This window comes from Rubellimicrobium sp. CFH 75288 (assembly GCF_009904055.1).
Lineage (GTDB): Bacteria > Pseudomonadota > Alphaproteobacteria > Rhodobacterales > Rhodobacteraceae > Rubellimicrobium.
The window spans coordinates 95,136-120,891 of sequence record NZ_WYDP01000010.1 but is presented as its reverse complement, the minus strand read 5'-3'; the positions used below and the strand labels follow the sequence as shown (position 1 = coordinate 120,891).

Here is a 25,756-nt window from a genome sequence, read left to right as displayed (position 1 = left end):
ATCATCCAATGCTGGATGTCCGTCAAGATCCCCCCGACGGGCTGGCCGTCCTGCTCGACGGCCACTTCGCCCTGCCGGACGCCGTGCGCGCCGCAAGCGGGATGCCGCCGCACCTCGACTCCCGCGTCCCCGTCTTCGCCTTCGCCCTCGACCTCGGCCCGGAATGCTGGCTCGTCGATGCCGGGGCCGGCCCGCTGCTCGGCGCCGGGGCCGGATGGCTGCGCCCGCTGCGCGGCGCCTTCGATCCCGCCCGCGTCGCGCGCGTGCTGCTCACCCACCTGCACCCCGATCATGTGGGCGGACTGACCGATGCCCAGGGCCGCCCCCGCTTTCCCGGCGCCGAGATCGTGCTGTCGCACAGGGAATGGGCGGACTGGCTGGGCCCCGGCGCACCGGACGGGCACGACGCGGACGCGGCCCGGGTGGCGGACTGGGCCGCCCGCGCGCTCGCCCCCTACCGCCTCCGGCGGATCAAGGCGCCGGCCGATCTGGGAGGCGGCGTCTCGGCCCTGCCGGCCCCCGGCCACCGGCCGGGTCACCTCGCCTTCCTGTGGCAGGGCCCGGGCGGTGGGGTGCTCTTCGCAGGCGACATCCTTCACCGTGCCGCCTGGCAGGTCCCCGACCCGGACCGGGGCCTCGTCTGGGACACCGATCCCCTGGTCGCGCGCCGCACGCGCCGCGCCCTGCTCGCCCGCGCCGCCGACGAGGGCCTGCTTCTCGCCGGGGCGCATCTGGAGCCGGCGGGACTGGCGCGGCTGGTCCGGACAGCCGGCGGAATCCGGGCCGAGGCGCCCTAGCGCTCCGGCAGGACGGCCCAGGCCGCAACGGCCACGCGCCAGTCCGGCCGGGTCATCGGAGTCTGCACGGTGATGCGGGCGGGCTGGGCCTGCGGGTCGATCCACGCTTCCCAGACGCGGTTCATGGCCGCGAAGTCGGCCATGTCCGCCAGGAACACCTCGGCCGACAGCAGATGAAGCCGGTCCGTCCCGGCCTCGGCCAACCGCGTATCGAGCCGCTCGAGGACGAGGCGCGTCTGCGCCTCGATGTCCGCAGGCGGCCTCTCGCCGGCAACCTGTCCCGAGATCCGGACCAGCCCGCGCCAGACCACGGCCTGCGACAGGCGTCCTGTGGGTTCGAGCCGGCGAATGGACGAGGGGCGGGACGATGGCGGCATCGCGCTCTCCGGACTGACGCCGCCGGCCCATGCAGGCAGGACGAACGCGGCGCAAGCCCCATCGGCGGAAAGTCCGCATGCCGTTCACGAAGAACGCTCCGGGACTTCCCCTCGGCCGCTCCGGCAGCCTAGGCTCGGCCCGCCCGCCCAAGCCGGCCGACGGGAGGATCGATGCTTCGCCGCCCCCATTTCGCGGGACTTGCCGCCCTGCTGGTCTCCGCCCTTCCGCTGCCGGCCCAGGAGGTGTCGCTCGTGGTGCCGCCGGGCACGTCCGGCGCGGTGGAGCGCGCCCTGCGCGCCGCCTCGCTCACGCTTGCTGCGGCCGACGACCCGGAAGCGGTGCCGCAGGACATTGTCGCGGCCGCGCGGGCCGACTATCGGCGCCTGCTGACCGCCCTCTATGCGCAGGGACATTACGGCGGCACGATCTCCATCACGCTCGACGGCCGCGAGGCGGACGCGATCCAGCCGCTCGAAGCGCCGGCCGTGCTGTCGCGCGTGATCCTGGCGGTCGATCCCGGCCCGCTCTTCACCTTCGGCCGGACGTCCATCGGCCCGCTGGCACCGGACACCGACCTGCCGACGGGGTTCGCTCCCGGTGAACCGGCCCTTTCGGGTCTTGTCCGCGACGCGGCCACGGAGGCGGTCGAAGGCTGGCGCGCGCAAGGCCATGCCCGCGCCGCCGTCGCCGACCAGGAGATCGTGGCCATCCATCCGCAGACGCGGCTCGATGCCGCGGTGACCATCGCTCCGGGTGCCCGCCTCGCCTTCGGGCCCGTGGCGGTCAGCGGCGCCGCGCGCGTCCGGGAGGAGCGCATCCGCGCGATCGCCGGCGTGCCGACCGGTCAGGTCTTCGACCCGCTCGATCTCGAAAGGGCCGCCGCGCGCCTGCGCCGGACCGGGGCCTTCGACGCCGTGGCGCTCGTCGAGGTCCCCGAGGCGGAAAGCCCGCCCGGCAGCGTTCCCATCCGCATCCAGGTCACGGAATCGCTGCCCCGCCGCTTCGGCTTCGGCGCCGAGATCAGTTCGGAGCGCGGGCTTTCGGCCAATGCCTTCTGGCTGCACCGCAATCTTCTGGGCGGGGCCGAGCGGCTGCGCGTGGAAGGGCAGGTGGCCAACATCGAGGGCGAGACGCTGGGCCTTGCGGGCGGCGGGATCGACTACGCCCTCGGGGTCAGCCTGGCCCGGCCGGCGACCTTCGGGCCGGATACCGACCTCACCTTCGCCACGCGCCTGTCGCGCGAGGACGAGGAGGCGTTCCTGCTCGACCAGTTCACCTTCGATGTGGGCATCACCCGCTATGCGACCGACGACCTGACGCTGACGGCTGCCGTGGGGGTGCTCGCGGCCCGCGAACGGACGGCCGCCCGCACCCGCGACTACACGCTGCTCACGCTGCCGCTGGGGGCTGTCTGGGACCGGCGCGACGATCCGCGCGACGCGCGTGCGGGAACGTTCCTCGACGCGCGCGCGACGCCTTTCGTGACGGTGGCCGGTGCGGGCAGCGACGGGGCGCGCCTTTATGCCGATGCGCGCGCCTACCGCGCCCTGGGCGAGCGCGTGACCGTGGCGGGACGCGCCCAGCTCGGCAGCCTCCTGGGAAGCCGCCCCGAGGATGCCCCTGCCGACTTCAAGTTCTTCTCGGGAGGCGGGGGAACGGTGCGCGGCCAGCCCTTCCGCTCGCTGGGGGTCGAGCGGGTCGTGGACGGCACCTCCGTCGTGACGGGGGGCGCGTCGCTCGCCGGCCTCCAGCTCGAGGCGCGGGTGGATGTCACCGAACGGATCGGCGCCGTGGCCTTTGCCGATGCGGGCCTTGTCGCGCCCGGTGCGCTGCCCTGGGAGGACGGCGAGTGGCATGCGGGCGTCGGTCTCGGCGGGCGCTACGATACCTTTGTCGGCCCGATCCGCGTCGACCTCGCAACCCCGGCTACGGGCGACGACGCCTTTGGCCGCCTGCAGCTCTATATCGGCATAGGACAGGCGTTTTGAGGTTCCTCCCCATCTGCGCGCTGGCCGCGCTTGCCCTTCTGTCGCCCCGTTCCGCTCCTGCCCAGGAGACGGGCCCGGCGGCCATCGAGGATGACGGCGGCTTCCTGACCCGCCTCATCGAGGGCGCGCTCAGCGACACCGCCCGCGAGGTGCGCATCCAGGGTTTCGCCGGCGCGCTCTCCTCGCGCGCCACCATCGAGAGGCTGACCATCGCCGACGGCGAGGGGATCTGGCTCGACGCTCGCGACCTCGCGCTCGACTGGAGCCGGTCGGCCCTGTTTGCCGGCCGCATCGAGGTGGAGGAGCTGACCGCCGGCTCGATCGACGTGCTGCGCCCTCCGATCCCTGACCCGTCCCTGCCCAGCCCCGAGGCCACGCCCTTCGCGCTCCCGGACCTGCCCGTCTCCGTCCGCATCGGCGAACTGCGCGCCGACCGCATCGCACTGGGCCCGGCGATCCTGGGCGAAGCCGTGGCGCTCGAAGTCGCCGGCACCGTCACGCTGGAAGGCGGCGAGGGTGAGGCCCGCCTCGCGGCGCAGATCCTCGAGGGCAGCGAGGGGCGGCTCCTGTTCGACGCCTCCTTCTCCAATGCCACCCGCATCCTCGCGCTCGACCTCGACCTGCAGGAGGCTCCCGGCGGCATCGTCGCGCGCGCGCTCGACCTGCCGGGCCTGCCGTCAGTGGCGCTGCGCGTGGATGGCACCGGGCCCATCGACGACTGGCGCGCCACCGTCGCGCTGGCCACCGACGGGGCCCCGCGCGTCTCGGGCGAGGTCGCGCTCCAGGCCGTCCCCTCCGAGGGCGACCTCCAGGCCCGCGCCTTCGGCCTCGACATCGCGGGCGACGTCACCCCCCTCGTCGCCCCCGAGGCCGGCGCCTTCTTCGGCCCCGACCTGCGCCTGCGCGCCAAGGGCATCCGGCGGGGCGACGGCTCGGTCGTCGTCACCTCGCTCGGCCTGTCGGGCGCGGCCGTCCTGCTCGACGGGGCGGCCGAGATCGCCCCCGACGGCTGGCCCACGCGCCTGTCGCTCGCAGGCCGGATCGCGGGCGAGGACGGCGCCCCCGTGCCCCTGCCGCGCAGCGCCGCCACGGTCCGCTCCGTGACCCTCGACGTCGCCTTCGATGCCGCGCTCGGCGACGAATGGACCGGGAGCTTCGTTCTCGAGGACTTCGCCGGCGAGGGCGTGACCCTGCCCGCCCTCACGCTGGCCGGTTCCGGCACGATCCGGCCGCCGGAGGCGGGAGAGCCCGGCGCCTTCACCGCCGAACTCGATTATGCCGCCAGCGGCCTTGCCTTCGCCGATGCCGGTCTGGCCGAGGCGCTGGGCTCCGAGATCGCCGGACAGGTCGCCCTGCTGCGTCCGCCCGAAGGCGGTCCGCTGCGGGTGGAGCGGTTGACGCTCTCGGGTCCCGGGGTCGAGATCGCGGGCTCGGGCAGCATTGCCGGACCGGCCGAGGGCGGGCGCATCGCGTTCGACGTCCGGCTGCAGGCGGCCGATCTCGGCCGCTTCGCCGTCCTCTCCGGTCTCGACGATCTGGGCGGCGCGGCCGATCTGGCGGTGGTGGGGGGCGTGCGACCGCTCGACGGGATCTTCGATGTCGCGATCGACGGGACCACGGACGGCCTGCGGCTCGGGATCGCCGAACTCGACCCCCTCCTCGCCGGGGCGGGGCGGCTGCGCCTGGCCGCCGACCGCGACGAGACGGGAACGCGCCTGAACGCGCTGCGCATCGAGACGCCGCTGGTCCTGGCGGAGGCCGATGCGGACATCACCAGCGGCCAGAGCAGCGCCCGGTTCGACCTGGCGGTGGCCGATCTGGGCCTGTCGCTGCCCGGTCTCGAAGGTCCGGGCCGTCTCGCGGGAACCTTCGAGCGCGACAGCGTGGGCCAGCTCCTGCTCGCCGCCACCGCCGATCTGCCGGGGGCCACGGCTGCGCTGCGCGCCGCGCAGACCCTTCCTGCGGCCGGCGGAGAGCCGGTCTCCCTGTCGCTCGTCGCCGATCTGGACGAGGCGGCCGATTATGCGCCTCTGCTGGCCCGCCTCCTGCCCGGACTCGATCCCAGCGGCGGGCTGTCGATCCGGGCCGGAGGCCGGGTGGAGGCCGATCTGTCTCGCCTCGACATCGCGCTCGATCTGGTCACCCGCGATCTGGCTCTCGGTATCGACGCCCTCGATCTGCTCCTGGCCGGCGAGGGAGAGATCGGAGGGCGCCTGGCCCGGACGGGACCGGGAGATTTTGTCGTGGAAGGCTTCCGGATCGAGACGGACCTGATCGCGGGCACGGCCGAAGCCGCATTCCGCAACGGGACGGGCACCGCAAACCTGGACCTGTCGCTTGCGGATGTGGCCCCGCTGCTCCCCGGCCTGTCGGGCCCCGCGCGCGTCACCGGCACCGCCTCGCCCGCCCCGGACGGGGCCGTCCTCCTCGACCTCGCCGCTACCCTGCCCCAGGGCGAGGCGCGCATCGACGGCCGCCTCGACCCCGCCCGGCGCGGCGTCTTCGAGGGGGAGGTGGCGCTCGACCTGCCCGATCTCGCTCCCTTCGCCGCGCTCGCGGGCCGCGATCTTTCGGGCGCCGCCGCGGCCACGCTCTCGGGCCGCCTCCTGCCGGACCTGTCCGAGTTCGACCTCTCGGCCCGGGCGAGCACGACGGACCTCGCGCTCGGCCTCGGGCCCCTCGACTCGCTCCTCGCGGGCGAGGGGCGCCTTTCGGGCCGTATCGCCCGCTCGGCGGATGGTGCGCTCCTGGCGGAAGGTGTGGAGGTGGAGACCGCGCTTCTGTCCGGCACGGCCGATGCGGCCTTCGATGCGGCGGGACGGGGGACGGCCACGCTTGACCTCGCGCTTGCCGATGTGGCGCCGCTCCTGCCGGGTCTGGCGGGACCCGGCCGGCTGGCGGGCACCGTCTCGCCCGCGCCGGACGGCACGCTGGCTCTGGACCTGGAGGGGGCGGTGCCCGGCGCCACACTGGCCCTCGACGGCACCCTCGACCCGGCGGACGGACTCGCCTTTGCGGGCGATGCCGAAGTCGTGGCGGCCGATCTGGCCCCTTGGGGGCCGCTCCTCGGACGCGATCTGGGCGGGGCGCTGACGGCGGCCGCGTCGGGGCGGGTGCGGCCGGACCTGTCCGAACTGGACCTCGCCTTCGACGCGCGCTTCCGCGATCTGCGCCTCGGGCTGCCGGCGCTGGAGCCGCTGCTGGCCGGAGAAGGGCGGGCCACGGGGCGGATCGCCCGCGACGCGGCGGGCGATCTGGCCGCAACCCTTTCGGCGCAGAGCCCGCTCGCCGCGCTCGCCGCCTCGGGCCGCTTCGGGGCGACGGCGGGCGAGGGGCGCTTCGACCTCCGCATCGAACAGGCGGGCGTCATCCTTCCCGGCCTGCCCGGTCCGTTGACCGCGCAGGGCACGGCCGCACGCATGCCCGACGGCAATCTGAGCATCGTGGCCACCGCCGGGGCCAGCGGCGCGCAGGCCGTTCTCGATGCCACGGTGGCGCCACCGGAGGCGGGCTCCGCCATCACGGGCACGGCGCGGGTGTCGGCGGCGAACCTCGCTCCGTTCGGTGCCCTGGCGGGCACGGGGCTGGCGGGCTCGCTCGAGGCGACCATCGCCGGGACGCTCCTGCCGGACCTTTCGAGCTTCGATCTGTCGGCCCAGGGCACGGCGACCGCGCTCGACCCCGGGATCCCTGCCCTGGTTCCGCTTCTGGCAGGGACGGGCCGCTTCGACCTGCAGATCGCCCGACAGGACGGCGGGCCGCTCCGCATCGGGCGTCTGGCTGCCACCTTTCCCGCCTTCTCCCTGTCGGCGCAGGGCACGGACGAGACGGTCGCCTTTGATGCGCGGCTGGCGGATGTGGCCCTCTTCGCCCCCGACTATCCCGGTCCCGCCACCGCCACGGGCACGGCCACCTTCGGGCCGGCCGGCGTGGCGCTCGACGCCGCGGTGACCGGTCCGGGCGGGATCGCAGGGCGCGTCGCGGGAACGGTCGGGCCTGCGGGGCCGAGCCTCGGCGTGACAGGCACGGTGCCGCTCGGTCTCGCCAATCCGGTGATCGAGCCGCGGCGGCTCGAAGGGGCCGCCACGCTCGACCTCCGCCTCGAGGGGGGCTTCGCGCCCGCCAACCTGTCGGGCACCGTGACGACCGCGGGCGCCCGGCTCGCCGACCCCGCGCTAGGGGTGGCGGTGACCGACATCGCCGGCACGGCCACGCTCGGGGGCGGCACGGCGCAGGTCCAGCTCTCGGGGGCGCTCTCGGCCGGCGGCACGCTCGCGCTCGCGGGCAGCGTCGGCCTCGTCCCGCCCTTCGTCGCGAACCTCTCGGCCACCGGCACCGATCTCGTGATCCGCGACCCCGCCCTCTACACCGCGCTCGCCTCCGCGCAGGTGACGGTGACGGGCCCGCTCGCGGGGGGCGCGGCCATCGCCGGCACCGTCCTCGTGGACAACGCCGAGATCCGCGTCCCCACCTCCGGGGTCGGCGCGCTCGGCGACCTGCCCCCCGTCTTCCACATCGAGCCCTCCCTCCCCGTCCGCCAGACGCTCGCCCGCGCCGACGCCGCCCGGCCACGCGCCCGCGACCCCGGCGGGGCAGGGGCCGCCGCGCCCTTCTCGCTCGACCTCCTGCTCAGCGCGCCCGCCCGCGTCTTCGTGCGCGGCCGCGGCCTCGACGCCGAGCTCGGGGGCACGCTGCGCCTGACGGGCACCACCGCCGCCGTCGTTCCCATCGGGCAGTTCTCGCTGATCCGCGGCCGCTTCGACATCCTCGGCCAGCGCTTCGTGCTGACCGAGGGCTCGGCCACGCTCCAGGGCGCCTTTGTCCCCTTCCTGCGCCTCGTCGCCACCACCCAGGCGCGCAGCGGCGCCCAGCTCTCCGTGATCCTCGAAGGCCCCGCCGACGCGCCCGAGGTCACCTTCGCCTCCAGCCCCGAACTCCCCCAGGACGAGGTGCTGGCCCAGCTCCTGTTCGGCCGCAGCCTCGATTCGATCACCCCCTTCCAGGCCGTCCAGCTCGCCGCCGCCGCGGCCCAGCTCGCGGGGGGCGGCGACGGGGTGGTGGACCGCCTGCGCGGGGGGGCGGGGCTCGCCGATCTCGACTTCACCGTGGGCGAGGACGGCGGCGCGGCCGTCCGCCTCGGCCAGTACCTGACCGAGAACATCTATACCGACGTCGTCGTGGGCACCGAGCAGACCACGGCCACGATCAACCTCGACCTGACCCAGGACCTGACCGTGCGCGCCGGCGTCACCACCGCCGGCGAGACCACGCTCGGCATCTACTTCGAGCGCGACTACTAGGCCGCGCCCTCCGCTGCCGCCGCCACCGCCCCGGCCGCGCGGCCGAAGGCGGGGGTGGGCTCGTCCCAGAACAGGCAGGCGGCCCGGTGCGCGGGCCCCACCTCGAAGGCCGGCGGCACCTCGGCCGCGCAGGCCTCGCGCGCCTTGGGACAGCGCGTGCGGAACACGCAGCCCGATGGCGGCGCGAGCGGCGAGGGCAGGTCGCCCTCCAGGACCGGATGGGTCCGCGCCCGCTCCAGCACCGGGTCGGGGATCGGGACCGAGGCGATCAGCGCCTGCGTATAGGGGTGGCGGGGTTCGGCCACCAGCGCACGGGCGGGGGCGATCTCCATCAGCCGGCCCAGATACATCACCAGGATGCGGTCGCTCACGTGGCGCACCACGCTCAGGTCGTGGGCGATGAAGATCATCGCCAGCCCCATGTCGCGGCGCAGCTCGCGCAGGAGGTTGACCACCTGCGCCTGCACCGACACGTCCAGCGCCGAGACCGGCTCGTCGCAGATCAGGAGGCGCGGGCGCAGGATCAGCGCGCGCGCGATCCCGATCCGCTGGCACTGCCCGCCCGAGAACTCGTGCGGATAGCGGTTGATCATCGAGGGCAGAAGCCCCACCCGCTCCAGGATCTCGCCCACCCGGCGCCGCACCTCCGCGCGCGGCGTGCGCGGGAAATGGGTCAGCAGCGGCTCGGCCACGATCTCGCCCACGGTCATGCGCGGGTTGAGCGCGGCCAGCGGGTCCTGGAACACCATCTGGATGTCGCGCCGCCGCGCCCGCCGCCCCTCGGGCGACAGCCGCGCGATGTCCTCGCCGTCGAAGCGGATCAGCCCCTCGGCCGGCACCGTGCCCACGATCGCGCGCGCCAGCGTGCTCTTGCCCGAGCCCGACTCGCCCACCACGCCCAGCACCTCTCCGGGGGCGAGGTCGAAGCTCACCCCCCCCACCGCCCGCAGCCGCCGCGACGGCGTCCACGGCCAGGCGTTGCGCGGCCGGATCTCGAAGGTCACGCGCAGGTCGCGCACCGACAGGAGCGGCGTCTCGCCTCCTCCGCCCTGACCCTGGCTCTGTGTCGCGACGCTCATTGCGCGGCCTCCCGGGCGAGCAGGATCTCCTCCACGGGCCGGTTGCAGGCGCGCCGCCGCCCGTCCGTCAGCCGCACGAGCGGCGGGCGCAGCGTCTCGTTCTCGGGCCGGGCAAAGGCGCAGCGCGGAAAGAACGGACAGCCCGGCGGCAGGCGGCTCATGTCCGGGGGCTCGCCCGCGATGGTCAGCAGCGTCTCCTCCTCGCGGTCGATGCGCGGCACCGCCGAGAGCAGGCCCAGCGTGTAGGGATGGGTGGGTCGGGCAAAGATCAGGTCGGTCGGCCCCTCCTCCATGATCTGCCCGCCATAAAGGACCAGCGTGCGGTCGCAGAACCCCGCCACCACGCCAAGGTCGTGCGTGATCAGGATGATCGCCGTGCCGAGTTCGCGGCGGATCTCGCCCAGAAGGGCCATGATCTGCGCCTGTACCGTCACGTCGAGCGCGGTCGTGGGCTCGTCCGCGATCAGGAGCTTCGGCCCGCAGAGCAGCGCCATGGCGACCATGATCCGCTGCCGCATTCCGCCCGAGAACTGGTGGGGATAGTCGTGCACCCGCGCCTTCGCGTCGGGGATGCGCACCAGGTCCAGCATCCGCGCCGCCTCGGCCACGGCCGCGCGCCGGCCCATCCCCTTGTGCAGCATCAGCACCTCGGCCATCTGCTCCGAGACGCGCAAGTAAGGGTTGAGCGAGGTCATGGGGTCCTGGAAGATCATGCTGATCTCGCTCGCCCGCACCCGGTTCAGCTCGCGCGGGGACAGGCCCAGCAGGTCGCGCCCGCGATAGCGCACCGCCCCCGTCGCCCGTCCGTTGCGCGCCAGAAGGCCCATCGCGGCGAACGCCGTCTGCGACTTGCCCGACCCCGATTCCCCCACGATGGCCAGCGTCTCGCCCTCGGCCAGCGCGAAGCTCACCCCGTTGACCGCGTGGACCGGCCCGTCGCCGGTCTCGAAGGTCACGCGCAGGTCCTCCACCTCCAGAAGCGGCGTCATCTCAGCGGTCCTTGGGGTCGATGGCGTCGCGCAGCCCGTCGCCCACGAAGTAGAAGGCGAAGAGCATCGTGACGAAGAAGAACAACGGGAATCCCAGCTGCCAGGGCACCCCGTTGCCGAGCTGCGCCGCCCCCCGGGAGATCAGCGCCCCGAGCGAGGTGTTGGGCTCCTGCACCCCCAGCCCCAGGAACGAGATGAAGGATTCGTAGATGATCATCTCCGGGATCAGCAGCGTCGCATAGACGATCACCACGCCGGCCAGGTTGGGCACGATGTGGCGCAGGATGATCGTGAGCGGCCGCACGCCCGTGGCGATCGCCGCCTCCACGAATTCCTTGTTCTTGATCGACAGCGTTTGGCCGCGTGCGATCCGCGCCATGGGCAGCCACGAGATCAGCCCGATCCCGATGAACAGCATCAGGAGCGACCGGCCGAACATCACCAGAAGCAGGATGAGCACGAACATGAACGGGATCGAGAGCAGGATGTCCACGATCCGCATCATCACCCCGTCCACGCGGCCGCCCACATAGCCCGCGATCGCGCCATAGAGCGTGCCCACCACCACCGCGACCAGGCTGCCCACGATCCCGATCATCAGCGACAGGCGGGTGCCCTGCACGGTGCGGGCATAGAGGTCGCGCCCTTCCATGTCGGTGCCGAAGTAGCGGCGCGTCTCGAGCGACGGATAGCCCTGCTGGGCATTGATCCCGATGAGCGAGAAGTCCACCGTCGCCCGGTCGTAGGGGGTCAGGAACTGTCCGAAGAAGGCGAAGAGCGCGATCAGGACGAGGACGACCAGAGAGACCGTCGCGGCGCGGTTGCGCAGGAAGCGTCGCCTTGCATCCACCCAGAGCGAGCGGCCCCGGGGCGGCTCCCTGTGGACGATCGCCTCGACCGTGGGTTCGGTGAGCGCCATGGGCGGCCCTCCCTCAGTAGCGGATCTTGGGGTCGATCCAGGCGTAGAGCACGTCGACCACGAGGTTGAACAGGATGGTCAGCGCGCCGACCAGGATCGTGACCCCCATGATCACGGGGTAGTCGCGGTTGAGCGCCGAGTTGACGAAATACTGCCCGATTCCCCCGGTGGAGAAATACACGTCGATCACCACCGATCCGGTGATCATCGCCACGAAGGCCGGGCCCATGTAGCTCAGCACCGGCAGCAGAGCGGGCTTGAGCGCATGGCGCCACACGATGCGGCGCATGGGCAGCCCCTTGGCCCGCGCCGTGCGGATGAAGGGCGAGTTCATCACCTCGATCATGGACGAGCGCATGATCCGCGCGATTGCGGCAAGATAGGAGGTGGCGAGCGCGACCACGGGCAGCACCACGTACTGCCACTGTCCCCCGTACCAGCCGCCTCCGGGCAGCCAGCCGAGCCACAGCGTGAACACCAGCACGAGGATCGGGGCGAGCACGAAGTTGGGCAGCACCGAGGCCCCGATCGCCGTTCCCGTGGCCAGGTAGTCGAGCCAGGAATTGTGCCGGATCGCGGCGGCGATGCCCAGCGCCAGCCCCAGCGACGTGGCGACGACGAAGGCCCAGAGCCCGTAGGTCAGCGTCACGGGAAAGCCCTGGGCGATCAGCCCCGACACCGTCTGGTCGCGGTAGCGGAAGGAGGGGCCGAAATCGAAGTGCAGGACGATGTTCTTCACATAGGTGAACATCTGCACCACATAGGGCTGGTCGAGCCCGTAGCGCGCCTCGATGTTGGCCATGACGGCCGGCGGCAGGGGCCGGTCGCTGTTGAACGGTCCGCCCGGTGCGGCGAACATCAGCACGAACGAGATGACGATCAGGATGAGGATCGTCGGGATCGCCACCAGCAGGCGGCGGAGGATGAAACTCAGCATCGCGGAAATCCCCGGCCCCCTGGGGGGGCATGGGCCCGCCCCCCTAGGGGAGGGCGAGCCCCTTGGCCATCAGGCGCCGATCACTCCTGCGCGATCCGGTACATCGTCCGGCCGTACCAGGTCTCCTGCGCGTTCTCGAAGGGATAGCCGCGGATCGTGTCGTCCATCATGATGTTGGTCGAGTAGAAGTAGATCGGGATCACCGGCACGTCGCGCGCGATGATGCGATCCACCTCCTGGTAGAGCGGCAGCGTGTCCTCGGCCGTGCGGGCCTCCTCCATGAGGCGGTCGAGTTCCGGGTTCGAATAGGCCGAATCGTTGTAGCCCGAGGCCGTGGTCACGATGTCGAGGAACGACGACGCCTCGTTGTAGTCGGCGCACCAGCCGGCCCGCGCGATCTCGTATTGCTGGTTGCCGCGCGCATCGAGGAAGGTCTGCCATTCGAGATTGGCGAGCGTCGTGTTCACGCCCAGCGTCTGCTGCCACATCTGCCCGATGGCCACCGCGAGCTGCTGGTGCGCCTCCGAGGTGTTGAACAGGATCTCGAAGGTCAGCGGCTCGCCGCCGGGGCCGAAGCCCGCCTCCTCCATGAGCTCGCGCGCCATCTCGCGGCGCTCGTCCATGGACAGGTCGGTGAAGGGCATGTCGTCGGGGATCTCGTAGCCGGCGACGGCCCAGTGCCCGAGGCCGTAGGCCGGCACCTGCCCGCCCGCGAGCACGTTGTTGACGAGCAGGTCGCGGTCGATGGCCAGCGACAGGGCCTGCCGCACGCGCACGTCCTTGAGCGCCTCGGGCCCCGACTCGCTCAGGTTGAGGTTGTAGTAGTAGACGCAGAGGTTCGGCAGCGCGTGCGCCTCGGTCGGGAATTCCTCGAGCAGGCGCGGATACTGTCCGATCGGGATGTCGGTCTGGTCGAGCTCGCCCGCGCGCCAGCGCGTGAGCGCCTGGTTCTCGTCGTTGATCACGAGCGCGGTGATCGTCTCGAGGATGACGTTGTCGGCGTCCCAGTAGTTCGGGTTGCGCGTCATCACCAGCCGCTCCTGCGGAACGCGCTCGCTCAGGACATAGGCGCCGTTGCCGACCATGTTGCCCGGCTGGGTCCAGGCGTCGCCGTGCTCCTCGATGACGTGGCGCGGCACGGGAAAGGTCGTGGTGTGCGTGACCATCTGGAGGAAGTAGGGCAGGGGCGTGGTGATCCGCACCTCGAGCGTGTGGTCGTCGAGCGCGCGCACGCCCAGATCCTCCACCGGCCGGTCGCCGGTGATGACCTCGCTCACGTTCTCGAGCTGCATGAGCTCCATGTACCACGAATAGGGCGAGGCGAGTTCGGGGCTGGCCGCGCGCTGCCAGGCATAGACGAAGTCGTGGGCCGTCACCGGCGTGCCGTCCGACCAGGTCGCCTCGGGCCGCAGGCGGAAGGTGTAGGTCAGGCCGTCCTCGCTCACCTCCCATTCGGTGGCGACGCCGGGCTCGATGTTGCCCTCCGCGTCCTGGTTCAGCAGGCCCTCGAAGAGCTGGCGGGCGATGTGGCTGCCTTCCACGTCCTCCACGAGGCCGGGATCGATCGAGGGAAACTCGTCGAGGACCCGGTAGGTGAAGGTCTGGTTCTCCGCCAGCGGCTCGCCCGTGACCGGATGCGTCGCCTGCGCGAGCGCCCCGGTGGCGAGAAGCGCAGCCAGCGAGGCCGCGCCGATCAGGGTGCGAAAGGTCATGGGGGACTCCCTGTCTTGCGGCGGGGCCACTCCCTGTCCGGCCCCGCTCGGGTGGGAACGCGTCCGCCCCCTTCAACCGGGGGGCGAAACTGCGCGATCCTTCGTGGGGCGCGCGTCGCTTGGCAAGTCCAAAGGGTCGCGGAAGGCTCGTGACATCGCGGCACATCGCCGGTGCGGGACCCGCCGGGAGCGGCGGAGGGCCTCCGCCGCCCGTCCGGCCGGCGCGAAGGGGCAGGACGGGGCCGGGGCCCTGCCGCGCGCGGGCGGCAGCCTCTAGAGCGCGCGGATCGCGGCGGCCACGGTCTCGCCCAGCCGGCGATGGGCCTCGGCGTCGAAATGGATCGCGTCCACCGCGCTCGCCGCGATCGTGCGGCCCGCATCGAGAAACCCGCAGCCGCGCGCCTCGGCCAGCGCCCGGTAGAGGGGGGCGAGCGCGCGCGAGACGGCCTGGGCGCCCAGGAACTCGCCCGCGAAGGGGCCGCCCTCCAGAACCGGGGGCGGGCAGATCACCAGCACCCGGAAGCCGCCGTGGCGTGCCTGCATCTCGTCGCAGAGCGCGATGTCCAGAAGCGCGGCGATTCCGGCCGTGACGCGTTCGGGGCTGGGCGCGAAGCGGGCCTTGACGTCGTTGGTGCCGAGCATGATCGCCAGCGCGTCGAGGGGGCCGTGGCTCTCGAGGGCGATCCTGAGGCCGGTCCGTCCGTCCATGTGCGCCCCCATGACGGGGTCGGCGAACTGCGCCGTCCGTCCCGGCAGGCCCTCCTCCACCACCTCCCAGCCGGGCAGGGCGGCGGCCGCCACGCGGGGCCAGCGCGCCTCGGGCCCGAGGCGGCGGACCTCTCCCCGGGCGGACATGGGCGGGGTGCCGTGGGTGTTGCTGTCGCCGAAGCACAGGAGCACGGGCATGACGATCCTCCGCCAGGGGGCCTCGGCCCGAGGCTAGCGGCCGGCGGAGCCTCCCGGAAGGCCCCTTTCCCTTGCTACCGGCTCGGCCCATATAGGCGCGGAACCGGAAGGAGGTGCAGGGCGATGGCACAGGCGGCCGAGGCGCGGGACATCATCGACGGCACGGATGCGGGCTTCATGGCGGAGGTCGTGGAGGCCTCGCGCGCGGTCCCGGTGATCGTGGACTTCTGGGCCACCTGGTGCGGCCCCTGCCGCCAGCTCGGCCCCGCCCTCGAATCGGCGGTCCGCAAGCAGAAGGGCAAGGTGCGCCTCGTCAAGATCGACGTGGACAAGAACCCGGCCTTTGCCGCCCAGCTGCGCGTCCAGTCCATCCCGACGGTCTATGCCTTCTGGCAGGGCCAGCCCGTGGACGGCTTCCAAGGGGCGCTGCCGCCCTCGCAGGTGGAGCAGTTCGTGGGCAAGCTCGCCGCGCTGGCCGGGGACGGGGGACTCGGCGAGGCGCTGGACGCGGCCGAGGCGATGCTGGAGCAGGGCGCGGCCGTCGATGCGGCCGAGACCTTTGCCGCCATCCTGCGCGAGGAGCCGGAGAACCCCCGCGCCTATGCCGGCCTCGTGCGGGCCACGACCCTCGCGGGCGATTTCGACCAGGCGGAGGCGATCCTGAACGGGGCCCCCGCCTCCATCGCCACCAGGCCCGAGATGGAGGCGGCGCGGGCCCGGCTGGCGCTCGCGCGGCAGGCGAGCAAGGCAGGCCCCGTCGAGGAGCTGCGCGCCCGGGTCGAGCGCGACCCGTCCGATCACCAGGCCCGGTTCGATCTCGCCACCGCGCTGCATGCCCGCGGCGACGTGCAGGGGGCCGTGGACCAGCTTCTGGAGATCTTCCGCCGCGACCGCGAGTGGAACGACGGCGCCGCCAAGACCCAGCTTCTGCAGATCTTCGACAGCCTGCCGCCCAAGGACCCGATCGCGCTGGCGGGGCGGCGGCGGCTGTCGTCCCTGATCTTTGCCTGAGACACCTTTCTCTGCGGCGGCGGCGCCCTAGATCACCGCCATGCCCCTCCCTGCGGACCTGCCCGAGACGATTGCCGTCTTCCCCCTTCCGGGGGCGCTGCTGCTGCCGCGGGCGCGGCTGCCGCTCCACATCTTCGAGCCGCGCTATCTCGCCATGGTGGAGGATGCCCTCAAGACGCCGGCCCGCCTCATCGGCATGGTCCAGCCCTTCGATGCGCCAGACGGCCAGCGCCGGCTCCATGCGGTCGGCTGCGCCGGCCGGCTCACGGCCTTTTCGGAAACGGAGGACGGGCGCTACATGATCACGCTGTCGGGCGTCTCGCGCTTCCGCATCCTGCGCGAGGTGGAGGGGTTCACGCCCTACCGGCGCTGCGAGGTCTCCTGGGAGGGGTTCGAGCGCGACCGCGGCCCGGCCGAGCGCGATCCCGGCCTGGACCGGGCGCCCTTCCTGGAACTGCTCAACCGCTACTTCCAGTCGCAGGGCCTGTCCACCGACTGGGACGCCGTGCGCGAGGCCGAGGACGAGCTTCTGGTCAACTCGCTGTCGATGCTCTGCCCCTTCCCGCCCGAGGACAAGCAGGCCCTGCTCGAGGCGCCGACCCTGCCCACGCGGCGCGAGACGCTCGTGACGCTGATCGAGTTCGCGCTTCACGGCGGGCGCGAGGGGGAGATGATGCAATGACCGACTGGGACGGAGACGATCCCGCCGCCGAGGCCGCGGAGCCGGCGGGCGGATCGCGGGCCTTCGATCCGCGCATGCTGGAGGCGCTGGTCTGTCCCCAGACGCACGGTCCGCTGACCTTCGATCCCGCACGGCAGGAACTGGTGAGCCGGGCGGCCCATCTCGCCTTTCCGGTCCGCGACGGGATTCCCATCATGCTCCTGTCGGAGGCGCGCGCGCTCGACTGAGCGCGCGGTCCGTCCTCCCCCTGAGGGGCCTGAGGGTGCCGCCCCCGTGGGGGCGGGCGCGTTGCGACGCGCGGCGGCCGGGGATGTCCGCCTCCGCGCCGTGGACGAGCACCTGCGCAGCCAAGCGGCCCGGTGGGATGCGGCGGAACCTCGGGCATCTCGGGATGCCCCACCCCTGCAAAGAGCATGGGCGGCCGCCTGATCGTTGCAGGTCCCGCCCCGGTCGTCCGCGCCGCCCCTCCGGTCCGCCGGGACGGAAGGATCGGGCGCGTGGGGGCACCCTGCCACAGGGAGGTTAACGAAGCGTTACACCACCGCGCGGTGGTGTTGCGCCGCGCTGCGGCGGGGGGCTGAGGGTCTCAGTCGGGCAGGAGGCGGTAGCCCGCACCGCGGACGGTCTGGAGATAGCGCGGCTGGCGGGGGTCGGGCTCGATCTTGCGGCGCAGGCGCGTGATCTGGACATCCACGGCGCGCTCCTGCGCGAGGGTGGGCGCTCCGCGCAGAAGGCCCGTCGCCCCCCCTGCCGCCTCGACCAGCCGCGCGCGCGTCACCGTGGCGCCGGGCTCGGCCGCGAGCGCGCGCAGAAGCCCGGCCTCCGTCGCGGTCAGGCGCGGCGCCTCGCCCTCGTCGCTGCGCAGCTCGGCGCGGTCGGGATCGAAGCGGATGGCGCCCAGCCGCAGCACGCGCCCCCCGCCGCGCGGCGGCGGCGCGGGCGCGGCGCGGCGCAGGACGGCGCCGATGCGCAGGAGCAGCTCGCGCGGCTCGAAGGGCTTGGCGAGGTAGTCGTCCGCGCCCGCCTCGAGCCCGGCGATGCGGTCGCCCGTCTCGCCGCGCGCGGTCAGCAGCAGCACGGGCGTGCCCCATGTCGCGCGGATGTGGCGGCAGAGCGCGATGCCGTCCTCGCCCGGCATCATCACGTCGAGCACGACGAGATCGAAGGCCAGCCCCTCGAGCAGGCGCCGCGCCTGGGCGGCATCGCGCGCCGCCGTCACCAGAAGCCCCGACCGGCGCAGGAAGCGGCCAAGCAGCAGGCGGATGCGCTCGTCGTCGTCCACCATCAGAAGGTGCGGCGGCTCGCCCGAGGCGGTCTGGAGCGGCGCGGTCATCGGCCGGTGCGCCCCTCCCGCGCGGGACGGTCGCGCTCCTCCTCGAACAGGCGGCGCAGTTCGGGATCCATCATCGCCTCGAGCACCTGGCGGAAGCCCTGCACGGCCGCGGGCCCGGCGGCGCGGAAGGCCGCGCGCATCCGCTCGCGCTGGGCGTCCGACAGGGCGCGTTCGAGCGCCGCCCCCGCCTCGGTGAGGTGCAGGTGCCGCTCGCGCCGGTCCTCGCGGCCCACCTGCGCCTCCACGAGACCGTCCTGGACGAGGCGGCGCAGGACGCGGTTGAGCGATTGCTTGGTGACGCCGAGCAGCAGCAGGAGCCGCCCGACGGTCAGTCCCGGCGAGCGGGCGACGAAATGCAGCGCGCGGTGATGGGCGCGGCCGAGGTCGCGCTCGGCCAGGATGCGGTCGGGATCGGCGGTGAAGCCGCGATAGGCGAAGAACATCGCCTCGATGCCGCGGCGCAGCTGCTCGTCGGTCAGAAAGAGCAGCGCCTGGCCGCCGGTCGCGCGGTCGGGCATGGGCGCCTCCTGAACAGGGCCTGTCCGGGGCGAGGATAAGTCAGCCTCGTTGACATTCCAAGGGGGCAGGGCTAGTGCTGCCCCCCAGCGCGCAGGATCGTGTCGCCTCAGGCCGGCCATGCGCAACGAAGCCGGAGGGGGACGCGCATGGCCGGGGCCTACGACGATCGCGACGGGTGGATCTGGATGGACGGGCGGCTCGTGCCCTGGCGCGAGGCGCAGGTCCATGTGCTGACCCATGCGATGCATTATGCCTCGGCCGTGTTCGAGGGCGAGCGCTGCTATGGCGGGCGCATCTTCAAGGGCCCCGAGCACACGCTGCGCCTGATCCGGTCGGCCGAGCTTCTGGACATGGAGATCCCCTGGACGGCCGAGCAGATCGACGCGGCCAAGGACGAGATGCTGCGCGCCAACGGCTGGACGGATGCCTATGTGCGCGCGATCGCCTGGCGCGGCGCGGGCCCCGACATGGGGGTGAGCGCGCGGCGCAACCCCGTGCGGCTGGCGGTGGCGGGCTGGGAATGGGGCAATTATTACGGCGACGCCAAGCTGAAGGGCGCCAGGCTCGACGTGGCCAAGTGGAAGCGGCCCTCGCCCGAGACGATCCCCTCGGAGGCCAAGGCCGCGGGTCTCTACATGATCTGCACCATGAGCAAGCATGCGGCCGAGGCCAAGGGCTGCTCGGACGCGATGATGCTCGACTATCGCGGCTACGTGGCCGAGGCGACGGGGGCCAACATCTTCTTCGTCCGGGACGGCGAGGTGCACACGCCCCTGCCCGACTGCTTTCTCAACGGTCTGACGCGGCAGACGGTGATCGGCCTTCTGCGCGAGCGGCAGATCCGCGTGCACGAGCGCCATATCGAGCCCGCCGAACTCGAGGGGTTCGAGCAGTGCTGGCTGACCGGCACCGCGGCCGAGGTCACGCCGGTGGCCGAGATCGGGCCGTGGCGATTCGAGGTGGGCGCGCTCGCGCGCGAGATCATGGAGGCCTACGAGCGGCTCGTGCGGGCCTGACCTAGCCGCCGGGCGGCGTCAGCGGCTGGGTGCGGGCGCGGCGCAGGCCGAGCTGGCGCTCGCGCCAGATGATGAGCACGCCCGCGGCGATGACCAGCGCCGCTCCGGCGACCGTCGTGCCCGTCGGCAGCTCGCCGAAGATCCACCAGCCGATCGCGACCGCGAGCAGCATGGAGGCATAGTCGAACGGGGCGACGAGCCCCGCCTCGGCGTTGCGGTAGGCGGCCGTCAGCAGGATCTGCCCCAGCCCGCCCAGAAGCCCCGCGCAGACCAGAAGCAGCGCCTCGCGCGGGGCGGGCAGGACCCAGCCGAAGGGCAGGGTGAGAAGCGCCAGCACGGCGGAGGTGACCGAGAACCACCAGACGATGGCGGCCGTGCCCTCGGTCATCGTCAGGCGCCGCACGAAGACCTGCGCGAGCGCGGCAAAGACCGCGCCCATCAGCGTGACCACCGCGCCCAGCGCCTCGGCCGCGCCGGCGCCGGCCGACAGGCGGGGCCAGAGGACCACGAGCACCCCCGCCAGCCCCAGCGCGACCGCCCCCAGGCGCACCTTGCGCACCCGCTCGCCCAGGAACATCGCGCCGAACACCACCACGAGAAGCGGCGCGGCATAGCCCAGCGCCGTGACCTCGGGCAGAGGCAGAAGACCGAGCCCCGCAAAGCCCAGCCCCATCGCCAGCGTGCCCACGAAGGCGCGCCAGAAATGCCCCAGGGGATCGCGCGTGGCGAGCGCGCGCGGGAAGTCGCCGCGCCAGAGCAGCCAGACCAGGATCACCGGGGTGGCGAAGAAGGAGCGGAAGAAGACCGCCTGCCCCGCCGGGACATGCTCGCTCGTGGCCTTGATGAGCGCGGCCATGGCGGTGAACACCAGCACCGAGCCGAGCTTGAGCGCGATGCCGAGCAGCGGCCGTCCGGCCTGGGCGGCAGGGACCGGGGACGCGGCCGGCGGGTCCGAAGGCATGGAGGGCGCACCTCGACGGGATGGGACGGGACGGCCGTGGCCGCCTCCGCCCCCCGTCTAGCCCGGCAGGCCGCCGCCGCAAGCCCGCGCGGATGCAACCCCGCCCTGCCGCTGACGGGCGGGGCGTGCGGTCAGTTCGCCTCCTCGCGGCGGCCGCGCAGGAGCCGCAGGAGCGGGGCGAGCCGCCCTTCCGCCGGAGCGGCGGGCCGGCGCGCATGGAGCGTGCGCGTCGCCGGATGCCGCACGCCTTCCCGCTCCAGCCGCAGGAAGTGGCGCAGGCGCAGCGCCGCGTTCTCGGGGCCGGGATGGTCGATCGGATGACGCATGGGAGCCTCCCTCGTGCGTGGGACCTCCAATCTAGGCCGGATCGGCGCCGATTTCACCCCCGCGCGCAACGCCGGGGTCCGCCCGGCAGACCGCCGGAAGGGGCCGGCGGGCGTCCCGAACGGCAACCGCCGGAGAGCGAGGGGAACACTCTCCGGCGGGCCGGGCCGCGGAGGGGAAGCCACGGCCGGATGATCCGGTGCCCCGCTTCGGGACAGGCACAATGGGCACCGGCTGCGCAGGAAGAACGCGCCCCGCCCCCGCCGGTTCCGGGCGCGGCGGAATTTTCGAGGGGAGCGCGCCCGGACGGGGGGCGGATTGACCGGGGCAGGCCACCCCTGTAGGTCCGCCGGACGGCGCACGGCGCGCCGCGCGCGGGAGGGCCCGGCATGGCCAACCATCTGCATCGGGGCGATCTGCCCGAGGGGCTCGATCTGGGGCCCGCCGTGGCGATCGACTGCGAGACGATGGGTCTCAACCCCTGGCGCGACCGGCTCTGCCTTGTGCAGATGTCGGCCGGCGACGGGGAGTGCCACCTCGTGCAGGTCGCACCGGGCCAGCGGCGCGCGCCCCGTCTCGAGCGGCTGCTGGCCGATCGGGACGTGCTCAAGATCTTCCATTTCGGCCGCTTCGACATCGCCGCGCTGGATCACGCCTTCGGCGTGCTCGCGCAGCCGGTCTACTGCACCAAGATCGCCTCGCGCCTGGTGCGCACCTTCACCGACCGGCACGGGCTCAAGGACCTCCTGCGCGAGCTTCTGGGCATCGACATCTCCAAGCTCCAGCAGCAATCCGACTGGGGTGCGGAGACGCTGAGCCCCGCGCAGCTCGACTATGCGGCGGCGGACGTGCTGCATCTGCACCGGCTGCGCGAGGCGCTCGACGCGCTTCTGGCGCGGGAGGGGCGGACGGAACTCGCGCAGGCCTGTTTCGACTTCCTGCCCCACCGGGCGCGGCTCGACCTGGCCGGATGGCCGGAGGTGGACATCTTTGCCCACTGAGACCGCCGCCCCGGATCTGGCGCGCGCGCGCGCCACGGCCGCGCGGGTGATCCGCGAGGAGGGCGAGGCGCTGCGCCGCCTGGCCGACGCGCTGGACGAGGGCTTCGACCGTGCGGTGGCGCTCTGCCTCGGCGCGCAGGGGCGCGTGATCCTGTCGGGCATGGGCAAGTCGGGGCATGTCGCGCGCAAGATCGCGGCCACGCTCGCCTCGACGGGCACGCCCGCGCATTTCGTCCATCCCGCCGAGGCCAGCCATGGCGATCTGGGCATGATGCTGCGGGGCGACGTGGTGCTGTGCCTGTCCAATTCGGGCGAGACGCCGGAACTCGCCGATCTCGTGGCGCATACGCGCCGCTTCGGCATCCCGCTTCTGGCGGTGACCGCGCGGGCCGATTCGGCGCTGGGGCGCGCGGCGGATGCGGTGCTGGCGCTGCCCGCGGTGCCCGAAGCCTGCGGGGGCGGGTTCGTGCCCACCACCTCGACCACGATGATGCTCGCGCTGGGCGACGCGCTGGCCGTGGCGCTGATGGAGGCGCGGGCCTTCACGCCCGAGGCGTTCCGCCTGTTCCATCCGGGCGGCCGGCTGGGCGCGCGGCTGACGCGCGTGGCCGACCTGATGCATCGCGGCGACGCGGTCCCCCTGGTGGGGGAGGACGCGCCCATGGCCGAGGCGCTGCTGGTGATGAGCGGCCGGGGCTTCGGCGTCACCGGCGTGACCGATGCCGCCGGGCGGCTCTGCGGCGTCATCACCGACGGCGACCTCCGGCGCCACATGGCCGGCCTTCTGGAGCATCGCGCGGGCGAGGTGATGACGCGCCACCCCCGCACGATCGCGCCCGACGCCCTGGCCGAGGAGGCGGTGGGGGCCATGAACGCGCACCGCATCACCTGCCTCTTCGTCACCGATCCGGCCGAGCCGGACCGCGCGCTGGGCCTCGTGCATCTTCACGACTGCCTGCGCGCCGGCGCCGCCTGACATGCAGGAGGGGGAGGGCGCCCCCGGGGACCGCCCGCCGCGCGGAGGCGTGGGCGGGCCGCGCCCGGCGCCGCTGCGCATCCCCTTTCGCCGCCGCGCGCGCGTGGTCGCCTGGGCCAAGGTGGCGCTGCCGCTCGTGGCGCTGGGCCTGCTCTCGACGGTGTTCCTGCTGGCGCGCGGCCCCCGCGAGGGGGCGATCCCCTTCGGGCGGATCGAGGAGATCGCGCGCGAGCAGCGCATCGAGGCCCCGCGGCTGGCGGGGCTCGCACCCGACGGCACGGCCGTGGAGCTGTCCGCACGCCGCCTGAGCCCCGTGCCCGGCCGGCGCGACGTCTTCGTGCTGGAGGCCCCGGTCCTGCTGGCCGAGGGGGCCGACGGCAGCCGGGCGCGCGTGGCCGCCGCCCGCGGCGAGGCCGACGGGACGACGGGCCGGTTGCGGCTGACCAACGGGGTGCGGGCGACCGCCCGGGGGGCCGAAGGGGCCTGGAGCCTCTCGGCGCCCTCGGCCGAAGCCTCGCTGGAGACGGGCGAGCTGCGCCTGTCGGGGCCGGTCCGGGCCGAGGCGCCCTGGGGCCGGATCGAGGCGGGCGCGCTCGAGGTCGTGCGGGCGCCGGGCCGGCTGCTGTTCACGGATGGCGTGCGGCTGCTATATGTGCCCCGGAGCCGCCCCCCGCCGGGGGAGGCGCCAGACCCGTCCCGTCCGTCCGCACCCTGACGGACCCCGCCCGCGCCGCCTCCGACAGGATCCCCTCCATGGTCCGAGCCCTTCTCGCCCTTCTTCTGCTCCTTCCCCTGCCGGCTTTGGCCCAGCAGGTGGCGCTGGGGGCGCTGGCGCCCGACCCGGAGGCGCCGGTGGAGGTGGCGGCCGAGACGCTGGAAGTCGATCAGGAGACGGGATCGGCCGTGTTCGGCGGCGGCGTCGCCGTCTCGCAGGGAGGGTTGCGCCTGGCGGCCGAGGAGGTGGAGGTGGTCTATGCCGCCGCGACGGGCCGCATCGCCCGGCTTCTTGCGCGGGGCGGGGTGACGCTTGCCGCGCCGGATGCCGCGGCCGAGGCGCGCGAGGCGATCTACGACATCGACGCAGGCACGCTGCTGCTCGTGGGCGACGTGCTGCTCACGCAGGGGGGCAACGCGCTCGCCGCCGAGCGGATGGCGGTCGATCTGGCCGCCGGGACGGCGCGGCTCGAGGGCGGGGTGCGCACCATCCTGTCGCCCGGAGCGGCGCCGTGAGCCCGGCGGGCCCCGAGGGTGGAGCGGTCCGCGACCTGCGGGGTGCGGGGCCGGCGGCGGCGCGGCCGCCCCTCCAGCCCGTGGCCGCCGATCCGGGCCTGGTGCGGCGCGGGCTGTCCGTGCGGGGCCTGCGCAAGAGCTATCGCCGCCGGCCGGTGATCCGCGACGTGTCGGTGGACCTCTCCCCCGGCGAGGTGGTGGCGCTTCTGGGTCCCAACGGATCGGGCAAGACCACCTGCTTCTACGCCATCGCCGGGCTGGTGCCGCCCGAGGGCGGGCAGGTCGTGCTGGACGGCCACGACGTCACGGCGCTTCCCATGTATCGCCGCGCCCGGCTGGGGCTGGGCTATCTGCCGCAGGAGATGTCGATCTTCCGCGGCCTGTCGGTGGAGGACAACATCCTCGCCATCCTGGAGCTGTCCACCCCGCGCGAGGCGCGGCGCGTGCGGCTCGAGGCGCTTCTGGGCGAGTTCGGGCTGGCGCATCTGCGCGGGGCGCCGGCGCTGGCGCTCTCGGGGGGCGAGCGGCGGCGGGTCGAGATCGCGCGTTGTCTGGCCGCCAATCCGTCCTATGTCCTTCTGGACGAGCCCTTTGCCGGGGTGGACCCGATCGCCGTGGGCGAGATCCGGCATCTGGTCGAGGGGCTCAAGGGGCGGGGGATCGGCGTGCTCATCACGGACCACAACGTGCGCGAGACCCTCGGCCTCGTGGACCGGGCCTATATCCTCCATGACGGGCGGGTGCTGATGAGCGGCACGCCCGAGGAGGTGGTCCGCGACGAGACGGTGCGCCGCGTCTATCTGGGCCACGGCTTCGACGCGCCGCTGCCGGGCCTGTCCGCCGCGGCCGAGGCGCCGGCGGCGCGGCGGCGGCCGTGAGGGGCCGCGCGGGGGGAGCCGGACAGGGAGTCGTGCCGACGACACCCGGCCGGCCCGCCGGGGGGCACCGCGTTGACAGAGGGGGGCGGGGGCGCGAGAATCCGTCCTGCCGCCCCGGCTCCGGCAGCAGCCGGGGCCGATCCCGATCCGGCCGCCCCGGCGGCCGGACCTGATGCGAGGAGAGGACATGCGCATCGAAGTCAGCGGCAAGCAGATCGACATCGGTGAATCGCTCGCGGCCCATGTGACGCGCGAGCTGACGGAGACCGCGGGCAAGTATGCCGGCCGTCCGACCGATGCGCAGGTCACCTTCTCGCGCGATGCCCACCTCCTGTGCTGCGAGATCTTCGTGCACCTGTCCACGGGGCTTGTCGTCCAGGCCAGGGGGGCAGCCACCGAGATCTATGCCGCCTTCGAGGAGGCGCGCGAGCGCATGGCCAAGCAGCTGCGCCGCCACAAGCGCCGCCTGAAGGACCACCACAAGGAGCGCGTCCTGCCGGTGGACACGAGCCCGGCCTTTGCCGCCATCCTCGCCCCCTTCGCCGACGAGAGCGACGAGCCCGAGGCCCCGGGGGCCGACGGCACGGCCGCTGACGGCGCCCCGGCCATCATCGCCGAGACCGAGACTCGCGTCCCCTCGCTCACCGTGGGCGAGGCGGTCCTCCAGATGGAACTCGCCCATGCGCCGGTGCTGGTGTTCCGCAACGAGAAGGGCGGCGCCATCAACGTCGTCTATCGCCGCGAGGACGGCAACATCGGCTGGATCGATCCCCAGACGGAGGGCCGCGCCTCCAGCGGTGCGGGCGGGCGGGCATGACGG

Annotated in this window: 24 protein-coding genes; 13 read left to right on the top strand and 11 right to left on the bottom strand. The window is 73.5% G+C overall.

Annotation, left to right across the window (positions count from 1 at the left end):
- The first annotated feature begins 8 nt into the window (after nucleotides 1–8).
- Nucleotides 9–797 (top strand): MBL fold metallo-hydrolase, encoded by a 789-nt coding sequence (locus GT358_RS11005; protein WP_166582660.1) that lies wholly within the window; start codon nucleotides 9–11, stop codon nucleotides 795–797.
- Here the strand turns inward: GT358_RS11005 and GT358_RS11000 are convergent.
- Nucleotides 794–1,174, bottom strand: a complete 381-nt coding sequence (locus tag GT358_RS11000; RefSeq protein WP_166582659.1) for a RidA family protein — start codon at nucleotides 1,172–1,174, stop codon at nucleotides 794–796. The two genes, GT358_RS11005 and GT358_RS11000, sit on opposite strands and share 4 nt — an antisense overlap.
- A 171-nt stretch (nucleotides 1,175–1,345) precedes the next feature.
- Here GT358_RS11000 and GT358_RS10995 point away from each other — a divergent pair, with 171 nt between their 5' ends.
- Together GT358_RS10995 and GT358_RS10990 are read left to right on the top strand one after the other, a co-directional pair.
- A complete protein-coding gene (locus tag GT358_RS10995; protein ID WP_208103468.1) occupies nucleotides 1,346–3,163 on the top strand; it encodes an autotransporter assembly complex family protein in 1,818 nt (605 codons plus the stop codon).
- Nucleotides 3,160–8,463, top strand: coding sequence for a translocation/assembly module TamB domain-containing protein (locus GT358_RS10990; RefSeq protein ID WP_166582658.1), 5,304 nt, complete (start codon nucleotides 3,160–3,162; stop codon nucleotides 8,461–8,463). Before GT358_RS10995 ends, GT358_RS10990 begins: the two co-directional genes overlap by 4 nt.
- On the opposite strand, the gene GT358_RS10985 is transcribed toward GT358_RS10990, so the two are convergent.
- The 6 genes from GT358_RS10985 to GT358_RS10960 form a co-directional block, all read right to left on the bottom strand.
- Nucleotides 8,460–9,542 (bottom strand): ABC transporter ATP-binding protein, encoded by a 1,083-nt coding sequence (locus GT358_RS10985; protein WP_166582657.1) that lies wholly within the window; start codon nucleotides 9,540–9,542, stop codon nucleotides 8,460–8,462. The two genes, GT358_RS10990 and GT358_RS10985, sit on opposite strands and share 4 nt — an antisense overlap.
- Nucleotides 9,539–10,531 carry an oligopeptide/dipeptide ABC transporter ATP-binding protein gene (locus tag GT358_RS10980; RefSeq protein ID WP_166582656.1) on the bottom strand — a complete coding sequence of 331 codons (993 nt, stop codon included), beginning with the start codon at nucleotides 10,529–10,531 and terminating at the stop codon, nucleotides 9,539–9,541. Before GT358_RS10980 ends, GT358_RS10985 begins: the two co-directional genes overlap by 4 nt.
- 1 nt (nucleotide 10,532) lies before the next feature.
- Nucleotides 10,533–11,450: an ABC transporter permease subunit gene (locus GT358_RS10975; protein WP_166582655.1), complete on the bottom strand. Its 918-nt coding sequence runs from the start codon at nucleotides 11,448–11,450 to the stop codon at nucleotides 10,533–10,535.
- A 13-nt stretch (nucleotides 11,451–11,463) separates the two neighbouring features.
- The gene (oppB, locus tag GT358_RS10970; protein WP_166582654.1) at nucleotides 11,464–12,387 is read right to left on the bottom strand and encodes an oligopeptide ABC transporter permease OppB; all 924 of its coding nucleotides are present in this window, start codon (nucleotides 12,385–12,387) and stop codon (nucleotides 11,464–11,466) included.
- 80 nt (nucleotides 12,388–12,467) lie between these two features.
- The gene (locus GT358_RS10965; protein WP_166582653.1) at nucleotides 12,468–14,099 is read right to left on the bottom strand and encodes a peptide ABC transporter substrate-binding protein; all 1,632 of its coding nucleotides are present in this window, start codon (nucleotides 14,097–14,099) and stop codon (nucleotides 12,468–12,470) included.
- A 273-nt stretch (nucleotides 14,100–14,372) separates the two neighbouring features.
- Nucleotides 14,373–15,005 carry an SGNH/GDSL hydrolase family protein gene (locus GT358_RS10960; protein WP_166582652.1) on the bottom strand — a complete coding sequence of 211 codons (633 nt, stop codon included), beginning with the start codon at nucleotides 15,003–15,005 and terminating at the stop codon, nucleotides 14,373–14,375.
- Nucleotides 15,006–15,128: 123 nt separating this feature from the next.
- Here GT358_RS10960 and GT358_RS10955 point away from each other — a divergent pair, with 123 nt between their 5' ends.
- The 3 genes from GT358_RS10955 (at nucleotide 15,129) to GT358_RS10945 (ending at nucleotide 16,925) form a co-directional block, all read left to right on the top strand.
- Nucleotides 15,129–16,016, top strand: a complete 888-nt coding sequence (locus tag GT358_RS10955; protein ID WP_166582651.1) for a co-chaperone YbbN — start codon at nucleotides 15,129–15,131, stop codon at nucleotides 16,014–16,016.
- 40 nt (nucleotides 16,017–16,056) lie between these two features.
- The gene (locus tag GT358_RS10950) at nucleotides 16,057–16,698 is read left to right on the top strand and encodes an LON peptidase substrate-binding domain-containing protein (protein WP_166582650.1); all 642 of its coding nucleotides are present in this window, start codon (nucleotides 16,057–16,059) and stop codon (nucleotides 16,696–16,698) included.
- Nucleotides 16,699–16,772: 74 nt separating this feature from the next.
- Nucleotides 16,773–16,925 carry a Trm112 family protein gene (locus GT358_RS10945; protein WP_243730841.1) on the top strand — a complete coding sequence of 51 codons (153 nt, stop codon included), beginning with the start codon at nucleotides 16,773–16,775 and terminating at the stop codon, nucleotides 16,923–16,925.
- Between the two features lie 359 nt (nucleotides 16,926–17,284).
- Here the strand turns inward: GT358_RS10945 and GT358_RS10940 are convergent, their stop codons facing one another.
- Together GT358_RS10940 and GT358_RS10935 are read right to left on the bottom strand one after the other, a co-directional pair.
- Nucleotides 17,285–18,031 carry a response regulator gene (locus tag GT358_RS10940; RefSeq protein ID WP_166582648.1) on the bottom strand — a complete coding sequence of 249 codons (747 nt, stop codon included), beginning with the start codon at nucleotides 18,029–18,031 and terminating at the stop codon, nucleotides 17,285–17,287.
- Entirely contained in the window at nucleotides 18,028–18,549 is a 522-nt protein-coding gene (locus tag GT358_RS10935; RefSeq protein ID WP_166582647.1) for a MarR family winged helix-turn-helix transcriptional regulator, read from the bottom strand. The genes GT358_RS10940 and GT358_RS10935 overlap by 4 nt, the downstream gene beginning before the upstream one ends.
- A gap of 147 nt (nucleotides 18,550–18,696) precedes the next feature.
- On the opposite strand from GT358_RS10935, the gene GT358_RS10930 reads away from it, so the two are divergent.
- Complete coding sequence (locus GT358_RS10930; RefSeq protein WP_166582646.1) at nucleotides 18,697–19,566, top strand: branched-chain amino acid aminotransferase; 870 nt, start codon at nucleotides 18,697–18,699, stop codon at nucleotides 19,564–19,566.
- Nucleotide 19,567: 1 nt separating this feature from the next.
- Here the strand turns inward: GT358_RS10930 and GT358_RS10925 are convergent, their stop codons facing one another.
- Nucleotides 19,568–20,527, bottom strand: a complete 960-nt coding sequence (locus tag GT358_RS10925; protein ID WP_166582645.1) for a DMT family transporter — start codon at nucleotides 20,525–20,527, stop codon at nucleotides 19,568–19,570.
- 131 nt (nucleotides 20,528–20,658) lie between these two features.
- Complete coding sequence (locus tag GT358_RS10920; RefSeq protein ID WP_166582644.1) at nucleotides 20,659–20,853, bottom strand: hypothetical protein; 195 nt, start codon at nucleotides 20,851–20,853, stop codon at nucleotides 20,659–20,661.
- A gap of 387 nt (nucleotides 20,854–21,240) precedes the next feature.
- On the opposite strand from GT358_RS10920, the gene GT358_RS10915 reads away from it, so the two are divergent.
- From GT358_RS10915 to hpf, 6 genes are all read left to right on the top strand, one after another.
- On the top strand, nucleotides 21,241–21,852 hold the full coding sequence (locus tag GT358_RS10915) for a ribonuclease D (protein ID WP_166582643.1): 612 nt from the start codon (nucleotides 21,241–21,243) through the stop codon (nucleotides 21,850–21,852).
- Nucleotides 21,842–22,828: an SIS domain-containing protein gene (locus GT358_RS10910; RefSeq protein WP_243730834.1), complete on the top strand. Its 987-nt coding sequence runs from the start codon at nucleotides 21,842–21,844 to the stop codon at nucleotides 22,826–22,828. The genes GT358_RS10915 and GT358_RS10910 overlap by 11 nt, the downstream gene beginning before the upstream one ends.
- 49 nt (nucleotides 22,829–22,877) lie before the next feature.
- A complete protein-coding gene (locus GT358_RS10905) occupies nucleotides 22,878–23,543 on the top strand; it encodes a hypothetical protein (protein WP_166582642.1) in 666 nt (221 codons plus the stop codon).
- Between the two features lie 38 nt (nucleotides 23,544–23,581).
- Entirely contained in the window at nucleotides 23,582–24,058 is a 477-nt protein-coding gene (locus GT358_RS10900) for an LptA/OstA family protein (protein WP_166582641.1), read from the top strand.
- 80 nt (nucleotides 24,059–24,138) lie between these two features.
- Nucleotides 24,139–24,936 carry an LPS export ABC transporter ATP-binding protein gene (gene lptB / locus GT358_RS10895; protein ID WP_166582682.1) on the top strand — a complete coding sequence of 266 codons (798 nt, stop codon included), beginning with the start codon at nucleotides 24,139–24,141 and terminating at the stop codon, nucleotides 24,934–24,936.
- Between the two features lie 187 nt (nucleotides 24,937–25,123).
- Nucleotides 25,124–25,753, top strand: a complete 630-nt coding sequence (hpf, locus tag GT358_RS10890; RefSeq protein WP_166582640.1) for a ribosome hibernation-promoting factor, HPF/YfiA family — start codon at nucleotides 25,124–25,126, stop codon at nucleotides 25,751–25,753.
- Nucleotides 25,754–25,756 lie beyond the last annotated feature (3 nt).